General features: G+C 72.0%; 18 protein-coding genes and 3 pseudogenes. 6 read left to right on the top strand and 15 right to left on the bottom strand.

What is annotated here, in order from left to right; all coding sequences use genetic code 11:
- Positions 1-112: 112 nt before the first annotated feature.
- The 3 genes from ACWGKJ_RS27575 to ACWGKJ_RS27585 all read right to left on the bottom strand — a co-directional run bounded on the left by ACWGKJ_RS27575 (position 113) and on the right by ACWGKJ_RS27585 (position 3081).
- On the bottom strand, positions 113-1861 hold the full coding sequence (locus tag ACWGKJ_RS27575) for a beta-N-acetylhexosaminidase (RefSeq protein ID WP_385032933.1): 1749 nt from the start codon (positions 1859-1861) through the stop codon (positions 113-115).
- A 221-nt stretch (positions 1862-2082) separates the two neighbouring features.
- Positions 2083-2376: a DUF3039 domain-containing protein gene (locus tag ACWGKJ_RS27580; RefSeq protein ID WP_164266014.1), complete on the bottom strand. Its 294-nt coding sequence runs from the start codon at positions 2374-2376 to the stop codon at positions 2083-2085.
- A gap of 30 nt (positions 2377-2406) precedes the next feature.
- Complete coding sequence (locus ACWGKJ_RS27585) at positions 2407-3081, bottom strand: YqgE/AlgH family protein (RefSeq protein WP_385032937.1); 675 nt, start codon at positions 3079-3081, stop codon at positions 2407-2409.
- A 270-nt stretch (positions 3082-3351) separates the two neighbouring features.
- Here ACWGKJ_RS27585 and murA point away from each other — a divergent pair, with 270 nt between their 5' ends.
- A complete protein-coding gene (gene murA, locus ACWGKJ_RS27590; RefSeq protein WP_385032940.1) occupies positions 3352-4698 on the top strand; it encodes a UDP-N-acetylglucosamine 1-carboxyvinyltransferase in 1347 nt (448 codons plus the stop codon).
- Positions 4699-4893: 195 nt separating this feature from the next.
- A complete protein-coding gene (locus tag ACWGKJ_RS27595) occupies positions 4894-5538 on the top strand; it encodes an HAD family hydrolase (protein WP_385032943.1) in 645 nt (214 codons plus the stop codon).
- 107 nt (positions 5539-5645) lie between these two features.
- On the opposite strand, the gene ACWGKJ_RS27600 is transcribed toward ACWGKJ_RS27595, so the two are convergent.
- The 7 genes and pseudogenes from ACWGKJ_RS27600 to ACWGKJ_RS27630 form a co-directional block, all read right to left on the bottom strand.
- Positions 5646-5927 (bottom strand): HU family DNA-binding protein, encoded by a 282-nt coding sequence (locus ACWGKJ_RS27600; RefSeq protein ID WP_003968811.1) that lies wholly within the window; start codon positions 5925-5927, stop codon positions 5646-5648.
- 301 nt (positions 5928-6228) lie between these two features.
- Positions 6229-7662 carry an NAD-dependent malic enzyme gene (locus tag ACWGKJ_RS27605; RefSeq protein WP_385032707.1) on the bottom strand — a complete coding sequence of 478 codons (1434 nt, stop codon included), beginning with the start codon at positions 7660-7662 and terminating at the stop codon, positions 6229-6231.
- A 444-nt stretch (positions 7663-8106) separates the two neighbouring features.
- Positions 8107-10557, bottom strand: coding sequence for a HelD family protein (locus ACWGKJ_RS27610; RefSeq protein ID WP_385032710.1), 2451 nt, complete (start codon positions 10555-10557; stop codon positions 8107-8109).
- 142 nt (positions 10558-10699) lie between these two features.
- Entirely contained in the window at positions 10700-11281 is a 582-nt protein-coding gene (locus ACWGKJ_RS27615; protein WP_385032713.1) for a CGNR zinc finger domain-containing protein, read from the bottom strand.
- A 125-nt stretch (positions 11282-11406) separates the two neighbouring features.
- Entirely contained in the window at positions 11407-11946 is a 540-nt protein-coding gene (locus ACWGKJ_RS27620) for a GNAT family N-acetyltransferase (protein ID WP_385032716.1), read from the bottom strand.
- Between the two features lie 226 nt (positions 11947-12172).
- Positions 12173-13006, bottom strand: a pseudogene (locus ACWGKJ_RS27625) (uroporphyrinogen-III synthase); the annotation flags it as partial.
- A 202-nt stretch (positions 13007-13208) separates the two neighbouring features.
- Positions 13209-14462 carry an MFS transporter gene (locus ACWGKJ_RS27630; RefSeq protein ID WP_385032740.1) on the bottom strand — a complete coding sequence of 418 codons (1254 nt, stop codon included), beginning with the start codon at positions 14460-14462 and terminating at the stop codon, positions 13209-13211.
- Between the two features lie 150 nt (positions 14463-14612).
- On the opposite strand from ACWGKJ_RS27630, the gene ACWGKJ_RS27635 reads away from it, so the two are divergent.
- Entirely contained in the window at positions 14613-15374 is a 762-nt protein-coding gene (locus ACWGKJ_RS27635) for an AraC family transcriptional regulator (protein WP_385032719.1), read from the top strand.
- On the opposite strand, the pseudogene ACWGKJ_RS27640 reads toward ACWGKJ_RS27635, so the two are convergent.
- The 4 genes and pseudogenes from ACWGKJ_RS27640 to ACWGKJ_RS27655 form a co-directional block, all read right to left on the bottom strand.
- Positions 15342-16508 (bottom strand): annotated as a pseudogene (locus tag ACWGKJ_RS27640) (acyltransferase family protein); the annotation flags it as partial. The gene ACWGKJ_RS27635 and the pseudogene ACWGKJ_RS27640 overlap by 33 nt on opposite strands.
- 98 nt (positions 16509-16606) lie before the next feature.
- Positions 16607-18746, bottom strand: a pseudogene (locus ACWGKJ_RS27645) (bifunctional polysaccharide deacetylase/glycosyltransferase family 2 protein); the annotation flags it as partial.
- 57 nt (positions 18747-18803) lie between these two features.
- Positions 18804-19430: a hypothetical protein gene (locus ACWGKJ_RS27650; protein ID WP_385032722.1), complete on the bottom strand. Its 627-nt coding sequence runs from the start codon at positions 19428-19430 to the stop codon at positions 18804-18806.
- A gap of 406 nt (positions 19431-19836) precedes the next feature.
- The gene (locus tag ACWGKJ_RS27655; protein WP_385032725.1) at positions 19837-20829 is read right to left on the bottom strand and encodes a LysR family transcriptional regulator; all 993 of its coding nucleotides are present in this window, start codon (positions 20827-20829) and stop codon (positions 19837-19839) included.
- 84 nt (positions 20830-20913) lie between these two features.
- Here ACWGKJ_RS27655 and ACWGKJ_RS27660 point away from each other — a divergent pair, with 84 nt between their 5' ends.
- Positions 20914-22395, top strand: a complete 1482-nt coding sequence (locus ACWGKJ_RS27660) for an MFS transporter (RefSeq protein WP_385032728.1) — start codon at positions 20914-20916, stop codon at positions 22393-22395.
- 17 nt (positions 22396-22412) lie between these two features.
- Here the strand turns inward: ACWGKJ_RS27660 and ACWGKJ_RS27665 are convergent, their stop codons facing one another.
- Entirely contained in the window at positions 22413-23084 is a 672-nt protein-coding gene (locus ACWGKJ_RS27665; protein WP_385032731.1) for a TetR/AcrR family transcriptional regulator, read from the bottom strand.
- A gap of 108 nt (positions 23085-23192) precedes the next feature.
- Between ACWGKJ_RS27665 and ACWGKJ_RS27670 the strand changes: the two genes are divergently transcribed.
- On the top strand, positions 23193-24410 hold the full coding sequence (locus ACWGKJ_RS27670; protein ID WP_385032734.1) for a cytochrome P450: 1218 nt from the start codon (positions 23193-23195) through the stop codon (positions 24408-24410).
- 20 nt (positions 24411-24430) lie between these two features.
- Complete coding sequence (locus ACWGKJ_RS27675; RefSeq protein ID WP_453315843.1) at positions 24431-24622, top strand: ferredoxin; 192 nt, start codon at positions 24431-24433, stop codon at positions 24620-24622.
- Positions 24623-24758 lie beyond the last annotated feature (136 nt).

Genomic DNA, 24758 nt, shown 5'->3' on the forward strand with positions numbered 1-24758 from the left:
GATTGCCGTGAACTGCCGATTACCTCTCTTCTGCACCCGTTGCCTGAGTTGTTCGGCCCGGCGGCCCATGGTTCCGGACCGCCGGGCCGCTGCCCTCACCTTGCCCGCACACTCACACGTTCGGGGGCTGCCCCTCGATCGGACGTCCGAGATCCGCGGCGGTCAGCCCCTCCGGTGCGGGGCGGCGCTGCGCGGGCAACGGGCCGCCGGGCGGGCGGTACTGGACACCGAGCGCGTCAAGTCGGGCGTAGTGCGCGGCCATCCGCCGGCCGAAGTCCGCGAAGTCCCGGGCCGCCGGTTCCGGCAGCGCCGACCAGGCCACCTCAGCGAAGGCCGCGAGCCTGGGGAACACCTGGTAGTCGACCCGGCTCTGGTTCTCCGTCACCTCGGTCCAGAGGTTGGCCTGGGTGCCGAGTACATGGGCGGCGGCCTCCGGGCCGAGCTGCGGCGGTACGGGCTCGAAGCGGTAGACGTCCTCCAGGGTGCGGACCCAGCCGATGGGCATCGGCTCGTCCTCGCCGCCGTCCTCCCGGAAGTTCAGATACACCTGCTGCTCGGGGCACATGACGACGTCGTGACCGGCCTCGGCCGCGGCGATCCCGCCCGCGTAACCGCGCCAGGAGGAGACCGTCGCGCCGGGCGCGAGGCCGCCCTCCAGGATCTCGTCCCAGCCGATGAGACGGCGCCCCCGGTCGGCGAGCCAGCGGTCGAAGTGCAGGATGAACCACGACTGGAGCTCGTCCTCGTCACGCAGGCCCAGCTCCTTGATCTGCGCCTGGGCGGTCGCCGACGCCTTCCACTGCTCCTTGGGGCACTCGTCGCCGCCGAGATGGACGAAGGCCGAAGGGAAGAGGTCGAGGACCTCCTCCAGTACGCCTTCGTAGAAGCGCAGCGAACTCTCCGTCGGGGCGAGCACATTGGGGTTGACGCCCCAGGTGTCCCAGACGGTGAGGGCGGCCGTGTCGACGACATCGGCGTTGCCCAGCTCCGGATAGGCGGCGATGGCGGCCTGCGAGTGGCCGGGGACGTCGATCTCGGGGACGACGGTGATGTGCCGCTCGGCGGCGTAGGCGACGATCTCGCGGATGTCGTCCTGGGTGTAGTAACCGCCGTGCGGCTTCTCGTCCCAGAGCGGTGACGCCCGGTGGCCCCACTTCGTACGGGCGCGCCAGGCGCCGACCTCCGTCAGCCGCGGATAGCGCTTGATCTCGATGCGCCAGCCCTGGTCGTCGGTGAGGTGGAAGTGGAAGACGTTGAGCTTGTGGGCGGCGAGGAGGTCGAGGTAGCGCAGTACGCCTTCCTTGGGCATGAAGTGCCGTGCCACGTCGAGCATCATGCCGCGCCAGGCGAACCGGGGGCTGTCCTCGATGGCGCAGCCGGGGATCCGCCAGGGGGCGCCGGGCCGCAGCGGAGCCCGCCGGAAGGCGTCCGGCCCGAGCAGCTGACGGAGGGTCTGGGCGCCCCAGAAGAGACCGGCCGCGCTGCCACCGCTCAGCAGGACGCCGTCACCGCCGACGGCCAGCGCGTATCCCTCGGGGCTGCCAACGCTCCCGTCACCGGGCGTACCGGATCCGGGCGCGGGATCGATCCGCAGCCGGATGGCGCCGCCGAGGGTGGCCCCGCCGGAACCCTCACCGGAACCGGAGTCGGGAGAGGAGCCGGAAGGGGGGATGCCGTCACCGGCCCCGGACCGGGAACCGGCCTCCAGGGGCAGCCCCGTCGCATCGCCCAGCACCTGCCGCAGCCACCGGGCGACACCCTCGGTGCCCGGCCCGGCGTCGATCACCGTGCCGGCGTCCAGGGTGAACGCGTCGCCGTCCTGCCCGTCCTGTGCGCCGAGAGGCGCGGGAATCAGATCCATGCGCCCATCCTGCCGGACCCACGGCAAGTGGCATAGACCAATTCGCCGGGCCGGCCGATGACGACGGGGGGCGACACGGGCCGGGCCCCCACGGCGGAAAGCGGTACAGCCGAAAGCCGTACGGCGAGGCGCAGTACGGCCAGACCGGTCCGGCAAGGAGGAGCCCTGCGCACACCGGTCCGGCGAGAAGAGGATCTACGTGGACCAGTCCGGCGGGGCGGCTACTTCTTGCCGCCGTCCTTGCCGCCCTTGTCCTTGTCGCCCCCGGCGCCCATGGACTCGTAGATCTCCTTGCACATGGGACAGACCGGATACTTCTTCGGGTCGCGGCCCGGCACCCAGACCTTGCCGCAGAGTGCGACAACAGGCGTGCCTTCCAGCGCGCTCGCCATGATCTTGTCCTTCTGGACATAGTGGGCGAAGCGCTCGTGGTCGCCGTCGCCGTTCGACACCTGGGGTGTCGGCTCTACGAGGGTCCCCGTACCTGCCCCGCGCTCGGGCTCAAGAGTGCTCATGAGGGCCAAGGGTACTGACTCATTCCGGCTTCAGTTCAGCGAAGGGTCGTCCGGATAGGTGGCGATCATCGCCAGACCGCTCCGCTGGCGCCTCAGCACCGACCGCCACAGCCCGTCCGGGTCGGGCGACGAGACATCGCCGGGCTCCGAATCCACCACGTACCAGGCCCCCTCCGCCACCTCTTCGGCCAGCTGTCCCGGGCCCCAGCCCGCGTAACCGGCGAAGATCCGCAGCGAGCCGAGCGCCGCCGCGAGCAGCTCGGGCGGGGTCTCCAGATCGACCAGCCCGATCGCCCCGTGCACCCGCCGCCAGCCGATGGGGTCGTTGCGGTCGGCCCGGCGCCGCAGCCCCGTGGCCGCGTCGCCCCACGGCCTGCGCCGGGGGGTGGGCTCGTCGATCCCCGGGACCGGCACCGCGTCGCCGCCGCCGCCGTTCCGCGCCCCGCCGGGGATCACCGCGAGGCCCAGCGCCGAGTCCAGCGAGACCGGGCCGCCCTGGAAGACGACGCCGGGCTCCGCGGCCAGCTGCTCCCAGCCCGCCAGGATGTCGCCGACGCCGACCGGGGTCGGGCGGTTCAGCACCACCCCGAGGGAGCCCTCCCTGTCATGGTCGAGCACGAGCACCACGGCACGGCCGAAATTCGGGTCCGCCAGGGCGGGAGTGGCCACGAGCAGCCGCCCTGTGAGCGAGGACACCTCCGTCATGGCACATATGATCCCGCACATTCGCGTTCCGTGGGGCGCGGGGCCCGGAGCTCTCGTCCGGCGCAGCTCAGCGCGGGAGGAGCACCGCCCCGCGGGCCGGACGGCGGGGACGCCGGGCGGCGGCGCGCCGTGACCGGACCCGCACGGAGCGTGTTGTAGCGAAGTCATGACGCACGACAGCCCCCCTTTGCCTTATGGAAGGGGGCCGTTCGCCCCTTACCCTTTGAGACTGCCCCTCTGTCCACCCTCCTCCACCGGAACGCGAGATTCATGACCGGCACTGGCACCGACGATGTCCTGCTCGTCCACGGCGGTAACCCGCTTGAGGGCGAGATCCGCGTTCGCGGCGCGAAGAACCTCGTGCCCAAGGCGATGGTCGCCGCCCTGCTCGGCAGCGGTCCGAGCAGACTGCGCAATGTGCCCGACATCCGGGACGTACGCGTCGTGCGCGGCCTGCTCCAGCTGCACGGGGTGACGGTCCGCCCCGGTGAGGAACCGGGCGAGCTGGTCCTCGACCCGTCGCACGTCGAGAGCGCCAACGTCGCGGACATCGACGCCCATGCGGGCTCCTCGCGCATCCCGATCCTCTTCTGCGGCCCGCTGCTGCACCGGCTGGGTCACGCGTTCATCCCCGGTCTCGGCGGCTGCGACATCGGCGGCCGGCCGATCGACTTCCACTTCGAGGTGCTGCGGCAGTTCGGCGCGACGATCGAGAAGCGGGCGGACGGCCAGTACCTGGAGGCCCCGCAGCGGCTGCGCGGCTGCAAGATCCGGCTGCCGTACCCGTCGGTGGGCTCGACCGAGCAGGTGCTGCTGACCGCGGTGCTCGCCGAGGGCGTCACCGAGCTGTCGAACGCGGCCGTGGAGCCGGAGATCGAGGACCTCATCTGCGTCCTGCAGAAGATGGGCGCGATCATCTCGATGGACACCGACCGGACGATCCGGATCACCGGTGTCGACCAGCTCGGCGGCTACAACCACCGGGCGCTCCCGGACCGTCTGGAGGCCGCGTCCTGGGCGTCGGCCGCGCTGGCGACCGAGGGCAACATCTATGTGCGCGGCGCCCAGCAGCGCTCGATGATGACCTTCCTCAACACCTTCCGCCGGGTCGGCGGCGCCTTCGAGATCGACGACGAGGGCATCCGCTTCTGGCACCCGGGCGGCCCGCTCGACGCGATCGCGCTGGAGACGGACGTCCACCCCGGCTTCCAGACCGACTGGCAGCAGCCCCTGGTGGTGGCGCTGACGCAGGCGAGCGGCCTCTCCATCGTGCACGAGACGGTGTACGAGTCCCGGCTCGGCTTCACGTCCGCGCTGAACCAGATGGGCGCGCACATCCAGCTCTACCGCGAGTGCCTGGGCGGCTCGGACTGCCGCTTCGGCCAGCGCAACTTCCTGCACTCGGCGGTCGTCAGCGGCCCCACCAAGCTGCAGGGCGCCGATCTGGTCATCCCCGACCTGCGCGGCGGCTTCTCGTACCTGATCGCCGCACTGGCGGCCCAGGGCACGTCCCGGGTGCACGGGATCGATCTGATCAACCGGGGCTACGAGAACTTCCTCGACAAGCTGATCGAACTGGGCGCCAAGGTGGAGCTGCCGGGAGCGGCACTGGTCTGAGGGCGGATACCCGGCCGAACTCCCTCCAGGGGTCCCTGAGTTGTGCGGGACCGCTCAGGCCGCTGCCTTCTTCCGGGTGCGGACGCCGGCCGGGGTGGTGAGCAGGAGCGGCGGCCCGGTCGTCCTCACCGTGGGCAACTCCTTCCGGGCCGGCCCCCTGGCCCGTACCGCACCTGAACAGAGAGGCAAGCCCTCATGACGCTCCCCGTGGCGCTGCTGTGCGACATGGACGGCACCCTGGTCGACACCGAGCACGCCTGGCTGGAGACGGTCGCCCGGCTGCTCAGGGCCGAGGGTGTCCCCGCAGGCCCGGGTGTCGTGGCGGCGTACGCCGGGGCCGCGGTGGCCGACGCGGCGGAGCGCGCGGTCCATGAGCACGGTGTCGGTCTGACGGTGGCGGAGACGGCGGCCCGTCTGGACCGGGACTTCACGGCCGGTGTGGCCTCCGGGGTCACCGTGCAGCCGGGCGCCCTGCGCCTGCTCGACCAGGCGGCGGCGCTGGGTGTCGCGGTGGCGCTGGTCACCGCGTCGGAACGGCATGTGGCCGACATGGTGCTCGACGCGCTCGGTGCGCACCGGTTCGCGGCGTCCGTGGCCTCGGGAGAGTCGGCGCGGGGAAAGCCCCATCCGGACCCGTATCTGGCGGCAGCGGCGGCGCTGGGCGTGGACCCGGCCCGCTGTCTGGCCGTCGAGGACACCCCGACCGGGGCCACGGCGGCGCTCTCCGCAGGCTGCCGGCTGCTGGCGGTCCCCTCGGTCCCCGGCATCGCCGCAGGGCCGCGCACCACCCTCGTCACGTCCCTGGCGACGGTGGACCTGGAGACGTTCCGGGAGAGCTGAGTCCGGGAGAGCCGAATCCGGCTGAGTCCGGTCCTGACATGACGGAGGGCGGCCACCCTGACCGGGTGGCCGCCCTCCGTTCTGTGCTCCGTACTTTGCGCTTGGGGTTACTTGCCCTTCGCGGCTTCCTTGAGCTTCGAGCCCGCGGAGACCTTCACGCTGTAGCCGGCGGGGATGTTGATCGGGTCGCCGGTCTGCGGGTTACGCGCGGTGCGAGCGGCACGGTGGGTGCGCTCGAAGGTCAGGAAGCCGGGGATGGTGACCTTCTCGTCGCCCTTGGCGACGATCTCGCCGACGGTCTCGGCGAGAGCGGCCAGAACGGCGTCGGCGTCCTTACGGGTCACCTCGGCACGATCGGCCAGGGCGGCCACCAGCTCACTGCGGTTCATGTTGTTACTCCCGTGTTCTTCTTGCCTGTAAGGCGTGAGATCGAAGCCGATGCTGCCAGGGCCCTAGGACAGTCCCCGGACCCGGGTCTGACGTCAGACCCTCGCGCCCGAATATGCATCCTGCCCCCACCAACGGCGGGAAAGCCAATCCGGCACTCACCGGAGTCACACGAACGCGTCACTGTCCCGGGACGGTGACGCTCCGTCGACTCCGTGAAACCCGGCTGTGGGCGCCCGGGGGCTCATTTCCCGCCACCCTAGAGGGGCGTTCGGGGCCGTGAGTCCCGCGACGCGCCGGGCGTCAGGCGGACGTGGGCGCCGTCACGGTCACACCGGCGGCCTTCGCGGCCGAGCGGACCGCTCCCGCGACCGCCCCGGCGACCTTGTCGTTGAAGACGGAGGGGATGATGTAGTTGGCGTTGAGCTCGTCCGCGCCGACGACATCGGCGAGCGCGCCCGCCGCCGCGAGCATCATCTCCGTGTTGACCGTACGGGACTGGGCGTCGAGCAGACCGCGGAAGACGCCCGGGAAGACCAGCACGTTGTTGATCTGGTTCGGGAAGTCCGAGCGGCCGGTGGCCACAACTGCCGCCGTCTGACGGGCGATCGCCGGGTCGACCTCGGGGTCGGGGTTCGCGAGCGCGAACACGATCGCGCCGTCCGCCATCGCCGCGACGTCCTCGCCGCCCAGCACGTCGGGGGCCGAGACACCGATGAAGATGTCCGCGCCGACCACGGCCTCCTTCAACGTGCCCGTCACGCCTTCGGGGTTGGTGTTGTCGGCGATCCAGCGCAGCGGCGACTCGGGCTCGGCGTCGACCAGGTCCTTGCGGCCCGCGTGCACCACACCGTGGATGTCGGCGACGACCGCGTGCTTGACACCCGCGGCCAGCAGCAGCTTCAGAATGGCCGTACCGGCCGCTCCGGCACCGGACATGACCACCCGGACCTCGCTGAACTCCTTGTCCACCACGCGCAGCGCGTTGGTCAGCGCGGCCAGCACGACGATCGCGGTGCCGTGCTGGTCGTCGTGGAAGACCGGGATGTCCAGGGCCTCGCGCAGCCGGGCCTCGATCTCGAAGCAGCGGGGCGCCGAGATGTCCTCCAGGTTGATGCCGGCGAAGCCGGGCGCGATGGCCTTGACGATCTCCACGATCGCGTCGGAGTCCTGGGTGTCCAGGCAGAGCGGCCAGGCGTCGATCCCGGCGAAGCGCTTGAAGAGGGCCGCCTTGCCCTCCATGACCGGCAGGGCGGCCTTCGGGCCGATGTTGCCGAGGCCCAGGACCGCGGAGCCGTCCGTCACCACTGCAACGGAGTTGCGCTTGATGGTGAGCCGACGGGCGTCCTCGGGGTTGTCCGCGATCGCCATGCAGACGCGGGCCACACCCGGCGTGTAGACCATCGAGAGGTCGTCACGGTTGCGGATGGGGTGCTTGGACGCCATCTCGATCTTGCCGCCGAGGTGCATCAGGAACGTACGGTCGGAGACCTTCCCGAGCTCGACCCCCTCGATGCCCTTGAGCTGCTGGACGATCTGGTCGGCGTGGTCGGTGGAGGAAGCGGCGATGGTGACGTCGATCCGCAGCTTCTCGTGGCCGGATGCGGTGACGTCGAGGCCGGTGACCGAGCCGCCTGAGGACTCCACGGCCGTGGTGAGCTGGCTGACCGCGGTCCCGCTCGCGGGGACCTCCAGACGCGCCGTGATCGAGTACGAGACGCTGGGCGCCGTTGCCATGGCCGACTTCCTTTGCTTTTCCCTGGTTGTTCGGTAAAACGCATCCGATGGTCGCACCTACCAGCCAGTAGCTGGTAATGGGACCTCCGATTCGGAAAGTGTTTTCCACCATACGAGAAACGTCCTGGTCGGGGAAGCCCCAGGGACGTACGGTCCGCAGAAAGTTGCGCGGACCCGCCCGGAAACAGAAAAAGTCCGCACCACCCGGGGGTGGTGCGGACCTTCTTCAGTCACGGTCTAGGTGACACCGGCCCGCCATGCTCGCCTCGCGGCAAGTGGTCGCTCGAAGCGACGAAGGTTGGGCCCGGGGGCTTGGATCGAGCCGGTGTCACGTCCAGATTAACAAACCACCCGGGAAAGTGATTCCCCTCCGGCACATTGACTCCGGGCCCGTCACCCGGACCCCCGGGCATGAGACGGCCGGACCCCCGGCGAGCTGCGCTGTCAGTCCCGCAGCAGATCCGGTACGCCGTCGCCGTCCGGCGCGTCGCCCGCCGCCGAGACCACCGTGAGCTGCTGCGTGGCACGGGTCAGCGCCACGTACAGCACCCGCAGCCCGGCCGGTGACTCGTCCGCGATCTCCGCGGGCGACACCACGACCGTGGCGTCGTACTCAAGCCCCTTCGCCTCCAGGCTGCCCAGCGCCACCACCCGGTCCCCGAGACCGGACAGCCACTTCCTGGCCTGATCGCGACGGTTCATGGCGACCACCACACCGACCGTCCCGTCGACCCGGTCGAGCAGCAGCCGGGCCTCCTCACGCACCGTGCCCGCCAGATCCCCGTCCGGGACGACGGCGAAGCGCGGCTCGACGCCGGTGGAGCGGACCGCCGACGGCGACTCCATGCCCGGCATGGCCAGCGCGAGCACCTTCGCCGCCAGCTCGGCGATCTCCGCCGGATTGCGGTAGTTGACGGTCAGTGTGAAGCGGCGGCGCGGGCGCGCGCCGAGCGCCTCGTCGCGGGCGGCGGCAGCCTCGTCGGGGGCCGACCACGACGACTGGGCCGCGTCGCCCACGACCGTCCAGGTCGCCTGACGGCCCCTGCGGCCGACCATCCGCCACTGCATGGGCGTCAGGTCCTGGGCCTCGTCGACGATGACATGCGCGTACTCGGTGCGCTCCTGGGCCAGCCGGTCGGCCCGCTCCCACTGGGTCTCCTCGCGCTGCGGCATCAGCTCGTCAAGACCGGTGAGCTGATCCAGCGGGTCGTACTCCCGCTTCTTCCTCGGACGGTGCGGTGTGCCGAGCAGCGCCTGGAGCTCGTCGAGGAGCGCCACATCGTGCACCGAGAGGGTCTCGCGCCGCAGCGAGCGGGCCAGCTTGCGCACCTCGCCCTGGTTGAGCACCCGGCGGGCCCAGCGGCCGAGCCTGCGCTCGTCCGCCATCGCGGCGAGCACCCCGCGCGGGGTCAGCTCGGGCCACCAGGCGTCCAGGAAGTCGGTGAAGCTGTCCTCGCTCGACACGTCGTCGTCGAAGGACGACCGCAGCTCGGCGGCGAGTTCCGGATCGCTCGCGTACGAGGAGGCGCCCCGGGACCGGCCGCCCGACTTGGCCCACAACGCGTCGAGCAGCAGCTTCCTGGCGCGCGGGCGCAGCAGGTTGACGGGCGCGGTGCCGCCGAGGACGTTCTGCCGGATACGCCGGAGCTCGTCGGCCTCCAGCTCGAGCCGGCCGCCGAAGACGACCACCCGCAGCCGGTCGGGGGTGGCGGGGGACGGTGTGTCCCGCGGCTCCTCCCGCTCGCCGGACTGCTCGCCGGACTGCTCGCCGGACTGCTGGTCCGGGTCGCCGAAGGACAGCTGCTCGTCCCCCGCGCGGCCGCCGGGACCGCCGCCCCGGGTCCGCTGCCGTACCGGACGCTGCGCCGGGTTCTCCAGCGCCCCGCGTGCCGCCTTCCGCAGCACCTGGAGCATCCGCGACGAGCCCTTGATCCGGGCGACGGCCGGATCGTCGTACGCCGTCGCCTCCGCGCCGTCCACCAGCGAGCCGACCGCGCGGATCGCGACCTGGCCCTCCTCGCCGAGCGAGGGCAGCACGCCCTCGGTGTACGCCACGAGCAGCGGCGTCGGCGAGACGATCAGGATGCCGCCCGCGTACTTGCGGCGGTCCTGGTAGAGCAGGTACGCGGCACGGTGCAGCGCCACGGCCGTCTTGCCGGTGCCGGGCCCGCCGGACACCTCGGTGACGGATGCCGCCGGCGCCCGGATCACCAGGTCCTGCTCGGCCTGGATGGACGAGACGATGTCCCGCATGGTGTGGCTGCGGGCCTGCCCGAGCGCGGCCATCAGCGCGCCGTCCCCGACGACGGCCAGCGGGGCGCCGTCGAGCGAGGCGGTCAGCTCGGGGCGCATCAGGTCGTCCTCGACGCCGAGGACCTTGCGGCCCTTGGAGCGGACGACCCTGCGGCGTACGACCCGGCCGGGGTCGACCGGGGTCGAGCGGTAGAAGGGCGCGGCGGCCGGGGCCCGCCAGTCGATGACCAGCGGCGAGTAGTCGGAGTCCAGAACCCCGATACGGCCGATGTGCAGGGTCTCGGCGACATCGGCGGTGTCGTCGGGGCGTACGGCGTCGTCGGCCGGCTCGACGGCGGTGTACGCGCCGTCCGGGCCCTTCTTGCCGTCCTTGCCCTGGAGCAGGTCGATACGTCCGAAGAGGAAGTCCTCGAACTCGTTGTTGAGGCGGTTGAGATGGATACCGGCCCGGAAGACCTGGGCGTCCCGCTCGGCGAGCGCGCCCGGCGTGCCGACCTGGCCGCGCTGGGCGGCGTCGTTCATGAGGAACTCAGCCTCGTGGATCTTCTCCTCAAGGCGTCGGTACACCTGATCGAGGTGCTCCTGCTCGGTCGCGATCTCGCGGTCCCTGACCGAGTCGACAGCGGCGTCCTGCGCGGCCACTGAGGCCCCCTTCTTGCATTCATTGGGCGACCGTCAACCCTATGCGAAGGGGGAGCGTATGTCAGGCGCCGTTCCGTCGGCGTTACGGCCGGCGTCCCGCCGGTGTTCCTCCGGCGTTCCCCGGGCGTGCTGCGGCTCCCCCTCAGGTGCGGGCCGCCACGGCCGCCCTGCGGCGGTGGCGGGCGACCCGTTCGCGGTTGCCGCAGACCTCGCTGGAGCACCAGCGTCGGCGGTGTCCCCGGGAGGTGTCCAGATAGAGCCGCCGGCAGTTGTCGCCCTCGCACTGGCGCAGCAGCGCGCGGGCCCCCGGGTCGGTGAGCAGCTCGACGGCGTCCCGGGCGACGGCCGCGAGCAGGGCGTCACGCTCGGGCGCGGCGGCCAGTTCCCTGACGAGGCCGCCGCCCTCACCGCGTACCGCCCGGAGCCCCGGAGGCGGGCCCGCCGCACGGGCGTTGACCTCCGCCAGCGCCCGCTCCGCCGGGCGCCCCGCGACCTCGGCCCGTACCAACTCGGCCACATGGGAACGGAGTTCGGTGAAGGCATGCAGCCAGTCGGCGCCGGGGGCCGGGATCGGGGTGCCGACCGGGACCAGTCCGGCGCCGGTCAGCCAGGCGGCCAGCCGCCGCCCGCAGTCGAGTTGTTCAACGGAATCCGTCCCTGTCGCCACCAGGTCCAGGCAGATGCGCCCGGAGTCGAACCGCAGCTCGTACGCGTGCGAACCCATACCTCTTACAGTGCCCAGTCACGTGCCGTGCCGTAACCCCGCCGGTGAGGGTTGCCGGAACACGCACGTGCCTGATCGCGCACGGCGACCGGATCCCGCACGGCCGGAATCCCTTACCGCCGGGCTCAGTTGCGGTCGTGCAGGATCCGCTGGAAGAGCCGGTGGTCGCGCCACTCGCCGTTGATGTGCAGATAGCGGGGCGCCACCCCGTAGGACTCGAAGCCGCACTTGGTGAGCACCCGCTGCGAGGCAACGTTGTCGAGCAGCGTCCCGGCCTCGACGCGGTGCAGCCCGAGCTCGTCGCGGGCGATCCGGCAGACCTCATCGACCGCACCGGACGCCACCCCGCGGCCTGTGCAGCCCGCGTCCACCCAGTAGCCGACGACCGCGCTGCAGAGCGGTCCGAGGATGATGTTGTTGAGGGTGATGGTCCCCACGATGTCCCCGGTGCCGGTCTCCTCCAGGACCCAGGGCATCACCCGCCCGGCCTCCCGTTCGGCAAGCGAGACCCGGAGGCGCTCCCGTTGGCCATCGACGGTGTAGAAGGACTCGGGTCTGGCCGGGTCCCAGGGGGCCATATGGGCACGGTTGCGGTCCAGGACGGTGGCGAGGGCTTCGGCGTCGGAGAGCTCGACCGGGCGCAGCCGGATGTTTTCGGTCATCATTCCCGCACGGTAGCCCCGGGGCTCCGCGGCCCCGCCGCCGGGTCGGCGGCCGGCCGGCAGTCCCGCCCGGCGGACGTCCGGATCAGCTCGGGCCGCCCCGGCGACCGTCCGGATCAGCTCCGGCCGCCCAGGCTCCGCCCGCGGCCCGGACGCCTCCGCGACGAAGGCCCGCTCGTCACCGCCCGCCTCCGGAAGCACCACCCGCGGATCCGCGCGCGACACCGTCCGACCGGGACGGCAGCTCCGCGCAGAGCAGCTGTACGAGCGGCCCGAGCCGGAAGCGCTCCGGCTGGAGCGTGGGGACGCCGTGCGCCTGGAGGGGCTGCGCCGTGACCGGCCCCACGCAGAACGCGGGCACGCTGTGCCGGAGCGCGGCGAGCAGGTCGGCGTGGAGTCCGCGCGCTTCGGCTCGGGCCAGCAGCGAGACGACCGCGGGTGCGCTGGTGAAAGTCAGGGCGTCGACCGACCCGGCGAGTACCGCGTCGGTCAGCCGGTCGAGCGGGCCGATGTCCTCGGGCGGCAGCCACCGGTACACCGGTACGCCGACCACATCGGCGCCCGCGCCCCGCAGCTCCTGGATCAGACCGGTCAGCGGATCGCCGTGCAGCTGCACCGCGATCCGGCGGCCCGCGACGCCCTGCGCGAGCAGCCGGTCGCGTACTTCGGCCATCGACTCGGACCCGGGCGACCACGCCTCGCGCAGTCCGGCCGCCCGGATCGCCCCCGTGACCTTGGGCCCGCGTGCGAGGAGTTCCGCGCCGTGCAGCCGCTCGGCCAGGGCGCCGCCCAGGCCCCAGCCCTCGGCAGCCTCGACCCAGCCCCGGAAGCCGACCGCGGTGGTCGCGATCACGGTGTCCGGCGCGGTGGCGATCAACTGGTCGGTCGCGGTACGGAGTTCACGGTCGTCGGCGAGTGGGACGGTACGCAGCGCGGGCGCGTGCCGGACCTCGGCGCCCCGCCGCTGGAGCAGCGCGATGAACTCGTCGGCGCGCCGGGCGGCGGTGACGCCGACGGTGAACCCGGCGAGCGGGCCCGGCCGGGGCGGTGCGGTGTCGTGCATGGTGCGTGAGCCTCCCAGGAACGCGTGACGGCCCGGTCCCGCCGGCCGGCCGCCCCTGCCGCCGCGGCGGCGCCCGCCCTGCTGAGCTCGCGGCGTCATCGGTACCGGATCCGTACGCCGACGGTATACCGCCCGCACCAGCCCGGATGCGGTGGACGACCCCGGAACCCACCCGCTCACGGCACGGCCGCCGCACGGTCGGTCACCCGGTGTCGGGTTCGCGGGGGTCGGATCCCGGTTCGGGGTGGACGGCGGGCTCCGCCTCACGGGAAACCGGCTCGCGGGAAACCGGCTCCGGTGCGTGGTGGACCGGCTCCGGCACACGGGAAACGGGCTCCGGATCCTGGTGGACGGGCTCGCGCAGCGCGATGGAGAGCAGGACCGCGAGGACCGGCACGGTGGCAAGCAGCATGAGCGCGCCCCGGGGACCGTAGTGCGTGGCGACGAGGCCCAGCAGCGGCATGAACAGTCCTCCGGCGCTCATGGCGAGGCCGAGTGTCACTCCGGCCGCCGTGCCGGGCCTGCTGGGCAGGTAGTCCTGGCCGAGCTTGATGAGCACGGCGAACGGGATGTTCGAGATCAGACCGACCAGCATCGCCAGCGGCAGCGCGTAGTACTTGTCGTCGCAGACCAGCATGGACCAGAGGGCGGGCAGCATGGCGGCGTTGCCGATCTGCACCGTACGGACCATGCCGATGCGGTCGGCGAGCCGGCCGCCGAGCAGGGTGCCGAGCACGCCGCCTCCGAGTTCGAGGGTCAGGGCGATGCCGCCGAGACCGCTGCTCCCCTCCAGGTGGCGGATCCAGTACAGCGAGATGAAGGTGTTCAGGCCGGTCGAGATGGTGGAGCGCACGACCTCGACGGCGGTCAGGGCCGCGAAGAGGCCGGGCCGGTCCTCGCCCCGGTGCCGCACCGTCCTGGCCGCCGGGCCTGCGGTCCGGTTGTGGTGGCGCAGCAGAACGAATCCCATGAGCACGGCAGGCGGCACGAACAGCGCTGTCGCGCCCATCCCGAGGGTGTCCAGGGCCGGTGTGACCAGCGCCGGAGCGACGAAGAAGCCGACGCTTCCGCCGGCGGCGAAGTAACTCATCGCGGTGGCACTGCCCCCGGCCGCGCGGCGCGCGTCGCGCCCCGCCGGCGGGTGGAACATCGCGATGCCCACGCCCGCCATCAGCAGGAGCGCGAACACCACCGGGTAGGAGGGCACGAGCCCGGACAGGCCCGCCCCGGTCCCCGCCAGGCTGATGCCCAGCGGCGACATCCACCGCAGCCGGTAACGGTCGGCCAGCAGCCCGATCGGCACCTGCGGCAGTGCACTGCCCAGCGTCGCGGCCAGTGCGAGCCCGGACGCCTGCACATAGCTGAAGTCCCGCTGCAGTACGAAGTACGGGACCGCGGCGGGCACCAGGCCCTGGTAGAAGTCGTCGACGGCATGGGCGCCGGCCCAGATCCGCATCCGGCGCCAGTGCCCCGGCCGGTCGGCGGCACCGCTGGGAGCGTCCTCGCCGGGGCCGGCCGCACCGGGAGCGCTTGTTCCCTGGATCGATGTCATTCCCCCACGATGGGCAACAGGCCCCCCGGCGCGCTTCCCGTATTCTGCCTATCCATGTCGCAGATCCGCCACACGCCCGTCGCGCCGACCAGCACCCAGTTCCGTGACGGTGGCGACACCATCGACCGGCACCGCCACGACGACCACCAACTCATCTATGTCAGCTCCGGGGTACTCGCGATCACCACGGAACACGGATCCTGGATCGCCTCCAACGACCGGGCCCTGTGGGTCCCCGCGAACACCTGGCACGAACACCGCTTCTACGGGCAGAGCCACTTCCACACCATCGGTTTCCCCGCCCGGGGAAGGACGCCGCTGCTCCACACCGGACGCCCGACGGTCATCGCCGTGGACAGCCTGGTCCGCGAACTCCTCATCGCCCTGACCAGCACCGCCCTCGCACCGGCCGAGACCCGGCACATCGAAGCCGTGCTCCGCGACCGGCTGCGCCGCGTCCCGGCTCAGCCCGTCGCCCTGCCCGCCCCCCGTGACCGGCGGCTCGCCGACGCCTGCCGCCTCGTCGAGGACGATCTGCGCAGGTGCTACACCCTCGCCCAGCTCGCCGACAGGACCCACACCGGCCAGCGCACCCTCTCAAGGCTGTTCCGCGACGAATTCGGCATGACCTACCCCCAGTGGCGCACCCGCGCCCGCCTCTTCACCGCGCTGGTCATGCTCGCCGAGGGCGCCGCCGTCACCGAGACCGCCCATGCCTGCGGCTGGGCGACCACCAGCGCGTTCGTCCACACCTTCGCCCAGGCCATGGGCACCACCCCCGGGGCCTACCGTGCGGGCGCCGCCCCGGCCAGATAGCGCGCCGTCCGGCCAGAGCCGGGGGCGGCGGCCGGCCGCCAGGTCCTCGATCCAGCCGGTGGCCAGCACGGCCAGCCCGATCAGCGGCCAGACCGCGAGGAACATCCACACGTTGTACGTGGCGGTCAGCGCAAAGTCGAACCGGCCCTCGATGAACGGCACTTCGTACAGCTGGTCGACGAGCGGCACGGTGGCCATGATGAGGGCGTTGTGCCAGAGGTAGATGGTCACCGCGCGGTTGTTGGTGAGCGTGATGACCCTGTCGAACCGGGCCAGGCGGGGCGGGAGTCGGCGCCAGGACGGGGCGTAGGTGAGGAGCAGCGCGCAGGCGCCGAGCGACCAGGCGGCCTGGGCGAGCGGGATGTCGTTGAGGTCCCAGCCGTCGGGCCCGATGTGGCCGTGCGCCCACCAGAGGCCGAACGCCATGACGGGGACGGCGCAGGAGACCAGGAAGTAGCGCGGCACCTTGCTGAGCAGCCCGTCCCGGTGGGCGAAGCCCAGGATCCAGCAGGAGCCGTAGACCGCGAAGTCGGTGAGGGCGAGGCCCGGTTCACCGGGTACGGTCACCATCCCCGTGCCGACGACCGCGGTCAGCGCGAGCGGCGCGAGCAGCGTCGGCCAGGGCAGTCTGCGGAACGCCCGCAGCAGCAGCGGGGAGAGCAGTACGAACCAGAGGTAGGCGCGGAGATACCAGAGCGGACCCACCGCCTGGTCGGGCCAGTCCTGGTCGAGCCTGCCGGACGCGGAGCCGAGCGTGTCGGGATAGGGCGGGGCGCCGAGCGGGACGACGTACCACAGCAGCTTCGTGACGGAGGGCCGCCAACCGGCGTACGCCATCATCCCCACCATCAGCGCGCCGAACGCCCACATCGGCGGCAGCAGCCGGCGGACCCGGCCCCGGATGACGGCCAGAGCTGCCTTTCCGGTCACCGGGGTCCGGCGGCCGAGTGAGCGGGCCATCAGGGAGCCGGCGAGGGCGAACATGACGCCCATGGAAGGGAAGACGACCGACAGCCAGGCCCAGCCGAACAGGTGGTAGAAGACGACGCGGACCAGGGCGGTGGTACGGAGCAGATCGAGACAGCGGTCACGGCCGGGAACGTCCGGGACGGACGGAGGCGTGGTGGCGGTCATACGGCAGAACTCCGTTTATCTCTGGGCCGTTTATCTCTGGGCCGGTTGTCGCTGGGCCGGTTGTCGCTGGGCCGGTTGTCGCTGGGCCGGTTGTCGCTGGGCCGGTTGTCGCTGGGCCGCGCCCCGGGCACGCTGCCCGCTCGGTCCTCGCGTGGTGCGGGCAGCGCGCCGGGGGCGGCGACCGCTCCGGTACGGCGCAGCTTCTGCCAGCGCAGTCGCCCGCCGGTGAGAGCGGTGATCCACGACTGGAGCAGCACGACGTACATCAGCTGCCGGTACAGGATCTGCTGGAGCGGCAGCGAGACCAGGTGCCGCATCCGTTCGCGGTCGAGCCGGAACGCGTACCCGGCGCACACCGCCTGCACCGAGAGGACGGCCAGCCAGGCGAGCACGGTCTTCTCGGTGGGGCCGAAGATCAGCCCGTACAGCAGGAAGACATCGATGAGCGGGGCCAGCAGCGGCGCCAGCACCATGAAGAGCGCGACCAGCGGCAGGCCGATCCGGCCGAACCGCCCGGACGGGCCCCGCTCGACCAGTGCGCGGCGGTGCTTCCAGATCGCCTGCATCGTCCCGTACGACCAGCGGTAGCGCTGCGACCAGAGCTGCTGGACGCTCTCGGGCGCCTCGGTCCAGGCGCGGGCGTTCTCCGCGTAGACCACGCGCCAGCCGTCGCGGTGCAGGGCCATCGTGAGCGGTGTCCTCGGCGAGGGTGTCCTCGCTCAGCCCGCCGGCTCCGTCGAGCGCCGTCCTGCGGAAGGCGCCGACGGCCCCCGGGATGGTGGGCATACAGCCCAGGACGTCGTACATCCGGCGGTCCAGGTTGAAGCCCATCACATACTCGATGTGCTGCCAGGCACCGATGAGGCCGTCCCTGTTGCCGACCTTGGCGTTCCCGGCGACCGCGCCGACCGCCGGGTCGCCGAAGGGCTGCACCAGTTCGCGCACGGTGGCCGCTTCGAAGACGGTGTCGCCGTCCATCATCACGATGAGGTCGTGCCGGGCGTGCGCGATGCCGGTGTTGAGCGCGGCGGCCTTCCCCGCGTTGTGGCGGCGCACCACCCGGACACCGGGCAGCCGCTCCGCCTCCACCAGCTCCGCCGTACCGTCCGACGAGCCGTCGTCGATGACGACGACCTCGACGGGGTGGTCACTTCCGGCCAGCGAGCGGACCGTACTGACGATGCAGGCGGCCTCGTTGTACGCGGGGACGAGCACCGACACCGGTTCGGTGACCGGCTCGCCCCAGCGGAAGCCCGGTGCGCGGACCCTGCGGGCATGGACGAAGGAGAGCACGAGCATCAGCCCGAAGCGGGCGAACACCAGCACGCCGACGACGGCGAGGCAGCCGATCAGGATGCCGGAGACCTCGTCGGAGAGCCCGACCGCGAAGACGAACGCCTTGCCGCGCCACAGCTCGGCGCCGCTGACCGGGGTCTGCGACGAAGGGGCGCCCAGGGCATCGGTGAGGCTGCTGAACTCGTAACCCCTGCGCTGGAGTTCGGGAAGATAGCGGCCGAGCGCCGCCACGGTCTGCGCGCGGTTCCCGCCCGAGTCGTGCATGAGGACGATCGCGCCCCGGCCGCCGTGCGGAGCGGCATTGCGCAGAATCGTGGGGACGCCGGGCCGCTGCCAGTCCTCGCTGTCGACGGAGTCGAGCACCGTGATGTAGCCACGGCTTCCGATGTACTTCACGACCGGCCAGTTCTTGTCGTCCAGCGCGTCGGCGAACGACGAGTAGGGCGGCCGGAAGAGCGAGGAGCGGATACCGGCCGCGCCCGCCAGGGCCAGCTGGGTCTGGGAGAGCTCCCGGTCGATACGGCTCTTCGACTGGTACGAGAGGTCGGGGTGGTCGAAGGTGTGCACGCCGACCTCGTGGCCCTCCTCGACCATCCGCCTGACCAGGGCCGGGTAGCGGGAGGCCATGGTGCCGGTGACGAAGAAGACGGCGTGTGCGTGGTACTTCCTCAGCTCGTCGAGCACCTTCGGGGTCCACTCCGGGTCGGGTCCGTCGTCGAAGGTCAGGACGATCCGGTGGTCGGGGATGCGCAGGCTGGTGGGTTCCCCCTTGCCACGGGCGTCGATGACCGGACCGCCGTCGAGGATGTGGCCGGGCACGTCACCGGTCGGGGCCGGCGGTCTGACCCGGTGGTCCGCGACGATCTCGCTGTGCACATAACCGCGCATCACCAGCATGCCGAAGAGCGCGAGGAGCAGGAGCAGCGGCAGGAGGTACCGCATGGGCGGCCTGAACCGGGCGGGCCGGGCGGCACTCGGCCGTCGGACGGTTCTCATGGCTTACGGTGCGCTCTCTGCGGGTGCGGACGGCTCGGGCCAGTTCGGCGCGCTCGGGCCGGCCGAGGGGGCCGGTGCGGCCGGAGACGGTGAGTGGCCGCCCCCGGACGGCGGAGCGGACACCACGGGCGCCGGATCCGCTGAGCCCGCGCCGGGGGCGCGGACGGGCGGTGCGGATGTACTGGACGTACCGGACTCGGCGGCGCCGCCCTGGCGGGCGCTTCCGGTGCCGGGGGGCGCGGGCGTGACCCGTACCCCGGGGGAGACCGCGGTGGCCGGTTCCGGTGCCCCGGCGGAGGCGACGTTCACCGGTACGGGTGCCGGTGTTGCTCCCGGGTCCCGTACCCCCGGCGCCGGGGACGCCGCATGCGTGGCCGGATCTCTGCCGGTCTCCGCCTTCTTCCCGTGGGCGGGCCCCGGGATCAGCAGCCAGGGGGCGGTGGAGTCCCCGCCGACGACGGTGGCCACCAGCAGTACCGCGTAGGAGGCGCAGGCCAGGGCGATGAGCCAGCCGATACGGCGGTACTGACGGCCCCGGCGGCCACTGGCGTCCACAAAGACGGGACGGTCGGCGGCCGGGGCCGAATCCCCCCGCTCCGAGCCGGCGGAACCACCCGGTCCAGGTGGCACACCTCCCACCCCGGGCGCCACACCTCCTGCTGCGGAGGGCCGGCCCGAGGGCTCGCCGGGCCTGGCGGACTCCCCGGACCTGGGAGAACCGCCCGGCCCCGGAGGTCTGTTCGGCCCGGTAGGCCCGCCCGGCCGGGGTGTCCCGCCCGGACCGCCGCCCGCCACCTCCCGCCCCAGGCAGTCGAGTTGAACGGTCACGTCCGGCGGCTCATACATCTGCCCGAAACGGGCGCCTTCTCGCCATTTTTCCACCACGGTCCACACATCCCCCCAAGGTCGTTTCACTGCGCGTCATTGACCGGACGGATACCGCCGGACCGAGTCCCCACTCAGGTCCGAGCGCCCCCTGCTGGCTGCGTCCGGTGGGCGAATCTAGCGCAGGTTCAAGCCACTTCAGGACGCTTGTTCACAGTTGCTCATATGGGCCCCTGATCTGCCCACTCATCGCCATGTCCACAGCAGGAAGCCACGCCCCGGCAGGCAGGTCCAGCCAGTCATGGGCGGCCACCCCCTCGTCGATCGCCCGATGGAGCGCACGAAGTCCCGCGTGTCGCAAGGATTTTCGCCAGACGAGCGAGATCGGCGAGAGCGGTACAGGACCGACCAGCGGGCGCAGCACCATGCCCGGGACCCCGATGAACTCCGTACTCGCCAGCACCGACCAGCGGCGTTTGCGAATCACCCGCGCGAACTCCTCCGCACCGTCGATCTCCGGGAACGGCTCGGCCAGGACGATGCCCCGGCCGGCGAACAGCCGCTCCGCCAGATCGGTCCACTCCGCCGTGGCCCGGTTTCCCGCCGCCGCATAGAGCGTCTCCCCCGCCAGCGCGGTCAGCGGCACCTCGTCGAGGGGGGCGAGAGGGTGCTCGGCCGGCAGCAGGACCGCCATCCGTTCGAACCGGACCGGCCGGTGGTCGAGCAGGTCCAGCACCTCCGGCGGAAGACCGGCGACCCGGCCGGCCGAGACATCGAGCCGCCCCGCCACGATCTCCGCCGCCGCCCCGGTCAGACCGCTGTGAAAGCGGGCCACGAACTCGACGTCGGGCGCCATCTCCCGGGCCCGCGCCAGCAACCGGGAGGCCGTACTGACCGGGGCACCCACATCGACCAGCAGGGGGCGCCCGTCAGGGGTCCAGGCCGCCGCCAGCTCGTCGTACGCCGCGAGCACCCGCCGGGCGTACGGCAGCAACCGCGCCCCGTCGGCCGTGAGCGACACCTGCCGGGTGGTCCTGACGAACAGCTCGGCCCCCAACTCCCGCTCCACCCGCCGCACATCACGGCTCAGCGCCTGCTGCGCCACATAGAGCCGGGCGGCGGCGCGGGTGAAGTGCAGATCCTCCGCGACGGCGACGAAGGCACGCAGCAGACGGGGTGCGATGTCCGGAAGGCGCTGGGGCATCCGCCGAATTTACAACGCGACCGCGTCAATCGGGCCCGAACAGGTGTTGGACCACGTCACGCCGGGCCCGGGAGGCTGACACCCATGGAGCCGGAAACCACCCGCACCCAAGCCCCCACCGCCACCGCCCCCACCACCGAGAGCCCCACCCCCACCGCCACCGCCCCCACCACCGATGGCCCCGCACCCGCCACGGACGCACCCACCACCCATGAGCCCGCACCGGCCACCGGCGCATCCACCCCCGGCGGGCCCGCACCCACCACCGACAAGCCCACCCCCGACGCACCCCCCACCGCCCCCTCGCCCGCCCCCCGCACCGGGAGCGAACCCGCGAGCGAACCCGCGACCGAGGGTGCGCTCGCCCCGTACCGCAGGCTGCTGGCCACCCCCGGCGCCCGCGCCTTCACCGCGGGCAACCTCCTGGCCCGGCTCCCGATGGGGATGTTCAGCGTCAGCGCCGTGGTCATGATCGCCGGCTCCCGCGGCTCGTACGCGCTCGCCGGTACCGTCACCGCCACCGGCCTCGCCGCCACCGCGGTCGTCGGCCCGTGGACGGCGCGCCTGGTCGACCGTTACGGCCAGGCCAGGATCGCCGTACCCGCCACGCTGCTCGCGGCGCTCGGCTCGCTGGCCCTGCTGCTCTGTGTGCGGTACGGCGCACCCGACTGGACGCTCTACGCCGCCTACGCCGCCACCGCGACCACCCCCAACACCGGCGGGATGTCCCGGGCCCGCTGGTCGCATCTGCACCGCGGGGACCCGGCCGCCCTGCACACCGCCAACTCCTTCGAACAGGCCGTGGACGAACTCTGCTTCATGCTCGGCCCGGTGGCGGCCGCGTTCCTCTGCTCGTCACTCTTCCCCGAGGCGGGCACCCTGGTGGGAGCGTTCCTCCTGGTCACGGGGGTACTGATCTTCGCCGCCCAGCGCGCGACGGAACCGCCCGCGGCCCCCCGTACGACCACGACCCGCTCACCGCTGCGCGCCCCCGGATTCCCGCCCCTGATCGCCGTCTTCCTCGCGACCGGCGCGGTGTTCGGTGCCATGGAGGTCACCACACTCGCCTTCGCCGACGCACAGGGACACCGTGCGGCGGCGGGAGCGGTACTCGGACTCCAGGCGGCCGGTTCGTGCGTCGCGGGGCTGCTCTACGGATCGGTGCGCCCGGCGCCGCACGTACGCCGGCGCCTGCTCGGGTGCCTCGCCGCCATGACGCTGCTGATGGCAGGCCCGCTCGTCGCGGCATCGGCGACCGGCTCCCTGCTCGCCTTGTCGGCCACCCTGCTGCTGGCGGGCGCGGCCACCGCACCGACCATGGTGACCGGTATGACCCTGGTCCAACGCATCACGCCGCAGGGCCAGTTGAACGAGGGGATGACTCTGTCCGTCACCGCGCTCCTGGGCGGCATCGCCACGGGGTCTGCGACGGCGGGATGGATCGTGGAGCACCTGAGCCCCACCGCCGGGTACGCGGTCCCCACATCGGCGGCAGCCGTCGCGCTCCTGCTGTCGGCGGTCTTCCAGCGGGACGGCGGGCCGGGACGACCCGGCCGGACCGGCTGAACACCCCGCCCCTGCGGCTAAGCGCCCCCGGCGGTGGCCTCCGGCGGCGGGGCCGGAAAAGTACGCGGCGGAGCGAAGAGCAGCGGCAGGTAGACGTCGTCGACGATCTCACCGATGACGTCCTCCGGGATCGGGGCCCCGAAGAGCAGGAAGTGGTTGCGGAGCAGATCGATCGCCACCGTGGCACGCCGCGATGCCGGAACCCACGGCTCGATCTCGCCACGTGCCACAGCGCGCCACAGCACTCCCTGGATCGGCCCCGGGCCTGCGCCCTGGACGCGTTCGCGGACCAGCCGGGCGAATTCCGGATCGTGCATGGCCTCGGTCAGCAGACCGCGCAGGATGTCGCCGTGCGAGGAGGCCATCTTGGCGGAGACCTGCCGTAGCGCGGCGAGGACATCGGTGCGCAGGGCACCGGTGTCGGGCAGATCGGTCTCGTACAGGCGGTGGGCCGCGCAGGCGTCGATGACGAGTTCCGCACGCCCCGACCACCGCCGGTACAGGGTGGCCTTGCCGGTGCGGGCCCGCGCCGCCACCCGTTCCATCGTCAGTCCGGCGTAACCGACCTCGGCCAGTTCCTCGACGGTGGCGGCCAGGATGGCGTTCTCCAGCTCCTCGCCCCGGCGGCGAGGATTTCTGCGGTGGTCACCGGTCGGCCGGTCCGGCGCATCTCCGTGGGTTGGAAGCATGACTCCCGGCCATTTGTCGAAACACCCGTTGTGGACCTCAAGGCGGCCAGCCTAGCCTCCCTTTAGAGAACGGACCGTTCTTTAAGCGTCGAGCACATCGAGGGAACGATGACCGAGACCGTTACGACGCCCCCTTCAGGCGCCCCCGCCTATCCCAGCGACCGCACCTGTCCCTACCACCTGCCCGATCAGTACAAGGAGCTGCGGGACCGCGAGGGGTCACTGCAGCAGGTGACCCTCTACGACGGACGGCCGGCCTGGCTGGTGACCGGGTACGAGACGGCGCGGAAGCTGCTGTCCGACCCCCGGCTGTCGTCCGACCGGGCCAAGGACGCGTTCCCCGCGACGTCCGAGCGAGTGATGGGCTTCCGGGAACGCCAGGCGGCCTTCATCGGCATGGACCCGCCGGAGCACGGGTCCAAGCGCCGGATGACCATCAGCGATTTCACGGTCCGGCGCATCAAGGGCATGCGGGCCGACATCGAGCAGATCGTGCACGGCTTCCTGGACGACATGATCGCCTCCGGCTCGCCCGCCGACCTCGTCAGCCAGTTCGCGCTGCCCGTGCCGTCCATGGTGATCTGCCGGATGCTCGGTGTGCCCTACGCCGATCACGACGCCTTCCAGGACGCCAGCAGGCGGCTCATCCAGTCCCCGGACGCGGCGGGTTCGCTGGCCGCCCGGGACGAACTGGAGGAGTATCTGGGCGGCCTGATCGAGTCCCTGCGCGGCAACCCCGGACCCGGCCTGCTGAGCACCCTGGTCACGGAACAGCTGGAGAAGGGCACGATCGACCGCGACGAACTGGTGGCGACCGCGATCCTGCTGCTGGTGGCCGGCCATGAGACAACCGCGTCGATGACATCGCTCAGCGTCATCACCCTGCTCGAACACCCCGACCAGTACGCCGAGTTGCGCGCCGACCCTTCGCTGGTGCCGGGCGCGGTGGAGGAACTGCTGCGCTATCTGGCGATCGCGGACATCGCCGGGGCCCGCATCGCAACCGCTGACATCGATGTCGACGGACAGCTCATACGGGCGGGCGAGGGTGTCATCGTCACCAACTCCATCGCCAACCGAGACAGTTCGGTCTTCTCCGACCCGGACACCTTCGACATCCACCGCCAGGCACGCCACCATCTGGCGTTCGGCTACGGGGTGCACCAGTGCCTCGGCCAGAACCTGGCCCGCCTCGAACTGGAGATCATCCTCACGGCGCTGTTCGACCGCCTGCCGAACCTGCGGCTCGCGGTACCGGTGGAAAGCCTGACCCTGCGCCCTGGCACCACGATCCAGGGCGTCAACGAACTCCCGGTCATCTGGTGACCACGGCGAAAGGAGCAACCATGCGCGTGACGGCCGACCGCGAGGTCTGCGTGGGAGCGGGCCTGTGCGCACTCACCGCGCCGGAGGTCTTCGACCAGGACGACGACGGCGTGGTGACGGTACTGACCCCGGACCCGTCTCCGGAGACCCACGCCACAGCACGCGAGGCCGGCATGCTCTGCCCGTCGGGCGCGCTGCGCGTCACCGAGTAGCGCCCGGAGACTCGGGCAGTGGCCGCCGGGACGTCCCGGCGGCCCCCGCCCCGGCCCCCCCCCCCCCCAAAAATGCGCAATCCCCCCCCGGCCAAAGCCGGCCGGGCCGGGCCCCCCCAGGGGGGGGGGGGTTGGG

The organism is Streptomyces sp. NPDC054757, assembly GCF_053612185.1.